We start from the raw sequence: 3,206 nt of genomic DNA on the forward strand, positions 1-3,206 counted from the left end.
CTCCCCCACTTCCCCATTTCCCCATTTCCCCATTTCCCCATTTCCCTATTTCCCCGAATCCCTATCCCCTAACGAGACTGTACTCCGATCCCGATCGCCTGTAATCTGATATTGAGACTTTTAGTTAAGGAGACTGAACCGCTTGGCTACTCGTGTGATTATTGTTCGTCATGGACAAAGCAGTTATAACGCAGAGCAGAAAATACAAGGTCGCAGTGATGGCTCGGTTTTGACGGAAAAAGGGCATCTGGACGCGGAAAAAGTAGGAAATGCCCTCAGTCAAATCGATATCGCTGCTTTTTACTGTAGTCCTCTCCAAAGAGCCAAATCTACTGCTGAGGTGATTCAGTCTCGTTTAAATCACTCTCCCGTCATTCAACCCACTCCGCAGTTACTAGAAATCGATCTGCCTATCTGGGAAAATATGGTCAAAGAGGAGGTAAAAGCTCAATACCCCCAAGAATATCGGGATTGGCATCAAAAACCTCATGAATTTAAGATGATACTGCCCGATGGTCAAGAACATTATCCCGTTCTCTCCCTCTATCAACAAGCGCAGGATTTTTGGCGAGAAATTATTCCCCAACACGAGGGCCAAACTATCCTCATTGTTGCCCATAACGGCATTAATCGCTGTTTAATCCTCACTGCCATCGGTATTCCGGTTTCCTTATACCATTCCCTACAACAATCTAACTGTTGCGTTAATGTTCTCAATTTTACGGGTGATTTTGGTGATCCTGTTCAGGTGGAATCCCTCAATCAAACGGCACACTTAGGGATAGCTTTACCCCCACCGCGTCCTCCTTTCCAAGGATCGAGGCTGCTGCTTGTGCGTCACGGAGAAACCCAATGGAATCGGGATAAACGTTTTCAAGGTGTGCGCGATATTCCTCTCAATGATAATGGCAAGGCTCAAGCGGAGAAAGCCGCCGAATTTCTGCGAGAAACGGCGATAGATCACGCTGTCACCAGTCCTTTGTCCCGTCCCAAGGAAACTGCCCAAATTATCCTGCAATATCACCCCGATATCACCTTAGATACCCAAGTGGATCTGACAGAAATCTGTCACGGACTTTGGGAGGGTAAATTAGAGGAGGAAATTGAAGCAAGTTTCCCTGGTATGTTAGAAGACTGGAAAAATGCCCCGGAAACCGTACAAATGCCGGAAGGGGAGAATTTACAGGAAGTTTGGGATCGAGCGATCGCTTGTTGGCAGCAAATCGTTAAAACCTATAGTAATAGTGATAGTCCTAAGACAATTATGGTAGTAGCTCACGATGCCATTAATAAGGTGATTCTTTGTTATTTATTGGGTTTAAAACCCGCTAATTTCTGGAATATTAAACAGGGAAATGGCGCGGTTAGTGTTATCGATTATCCCAAAGGAGTTGACTCTCAACCAGTCCTGCAAGCAATTAATATTACCTCTCATCTAGGAGCGGGAATACTCGATCGCACGGCAGCCGGCGCTTTATAACAGTTATCAGTTATCAGTTATCAGTTATCAGTGGGTAAGTTATCAGTTAATAGTTATCAGTTATCAGGAGATTTGCTTTTATTTATTCTCCCCGTCTCCCCAATTCATAATTCATAATTCATAATTCATAATTACGGCTAACTAGAAGCTAATTTATTTTCAATCTGTCTAACTACGGTTAGTGCCGAATAGCTGACTCCGGCAGTACCTTCTCCCGGATGGGTGGAATCTCCCACTAACCAAAGATGGGGGATCGGAGTGCGCGTCGCTACTCCAAAAGGGCCAAAAGTGGACAATCTTTGACCAATACCGCCGACAATGCCCTGATTTCGCCCCGTAAACCGTTCAAAAGTGCGAGGTGTAGCTGATTCGATATGAACGATGTGATCAGGACTGAGATGGAAATAATTACCGAGACGATTGATCGCCTCTTGGGTGTATGCTGCTTTTAATTGCTGATAATTATCTTCTCCTTTTCGCCACCAAAGACTGGTATCGGTGAAGGAAGAAGCAATAATCGTCGCTTTTCCCACTGGAGCGCGGCCATCCCCTTCTTTACTCACGGAAACAAACAAAGAGTTATTTTCGCCGATTATGCCATCGTAATCGTAGAGGAATTGCAAATGGGGGGGACAATCGGGGGGAATAGCAGCGCGATCGACTCCTAAGTAAACCACAAAAGCAGCGGACGCGGGGGGAAGTTTTTCGATTCTCCGGTGATAAAGACTGGGAATGGCTTCGCGATCGATTAATTGTGGTAAATTTTGGATCGGGATATTAGCCACAATCTCATCGGCCATTTCTGGATGTATTTGATCATTTTTTTGATTTCTGACGATAATTCCGGTGGCTTTCCCCTTTTCTGTCAGTATTTTTTCTACTGTGTGGCGCATTTGCAATTTACCGCCGTATTTTTCCAAAGCTGCTACTAGGCGATCGCTTAATACTTGCATACTACCCTGAAGGTGGGATAAACCTTGGGGAGACTGAGAAACTGCTAAAGCGGTGGCGGCATAAAGTAAAGCGGTTTCATCGGCAGTAACTTGGGAATAAAGCTTTAACTGGAGATCAAGAAAGGTTTTTAGGCGTTTATCCCTCTCTAAGCCGTATAATCGCAGAGCATCCCCCACAGTCATCAAAGTAAAGGGGAAGGTAATGGCAGTATCTACACGCAAAGCGGCGATTAATTGCCCTAAATCCCACCAGTTGCGCGGGGGTAAAACTGGATCGCGACTTTGAAAACGCCAACTAGCTTGAAAGAGTTTTTGTAATAATTGCCAAAAGGGTTCGCTGCCCGGAAATTGTTTTTGTCTTTCCTCTTGCCACTTTTGCCGATCGCGCCAGACGTTAATCGGATTGGTTTCCCCCGGTAGAAAAACGGCACAGGCGGGATCGCAGGGGACAGAATCGGGTAAATCTATCCCTAATTCGGCAAAAATGCGCTGATGAATGCCCCCTACTTCTAATCCTGCCACTTGAGTTGCCCCCACGTCAAAAGTAAAACCCCGACGGGAAAAAGTCGAGGCACAACCCCCGGGGACAAGCGCCTGATCATATACTGTGACTTGATAACCTCGACGCGCCAATAATGCCGCCGCCGTTAGTCCGCCAATCCCTGCACCAATAACGGTAATTCGCGTCATTTTCTTAACAATTATTTATATTTATTTTTATCCTAACCCTTTTGACAGTCAGGAGACGGGAGACGGAAGACAGGACTCAGGAG

Annotated in this window: 2 protein-coding genes; one reads left to right on the plus strand and one right to left on the minus strand. The window is 45.7% G+C overall.

Features of this window, described 5'->3' with window-relative positions; genetic code table 11:
- Nucleotides 1-142 precede the first annotated feature (142 nt).
- Nucleotides 143-1,480 carry a histidine phosphatase family protein gene (locus tag IQ234_RS20380; protein WP_193958407.1) on the plus strand — a complete coding sequence of 446 codons (1,338 nt, stop codon included), beginning with the start codon at nt 143-145 and terminating at the stop codon, nt 1,478-1,480.
- Between the two features lie 137 nt (nt 1,481-1,617).
- On the opposite strand, the gene crtD is transcribed toward IQ234_RS20380, so the two are convergent.
- Nucleotides 1,618-3,123, minus strand: a complete 1,506-nt coding sequence (crtD, locus tag IQ234_RS20385) for a C-3',4' desaturase CrtD (RefSeq protein ID WP_193958408.1) — start codon at nt 3,121-3,123, stop codon at nt 1,618-1,620.
- Nucleotides 3,124-3,206: the final 83 nt, after the last annotated feature.

The sequence above is a fragment of the Microcystis aeruginosa LEGE 91341 genome (assembly GCF_015206885.1).
Classification (GTDB): Bacteria; Cyanobacteriota; Cyanobacteriia; order Cyanobacteriales; family Microcystaceae; genus Microcystis; species Microcystis aeruginosa_H.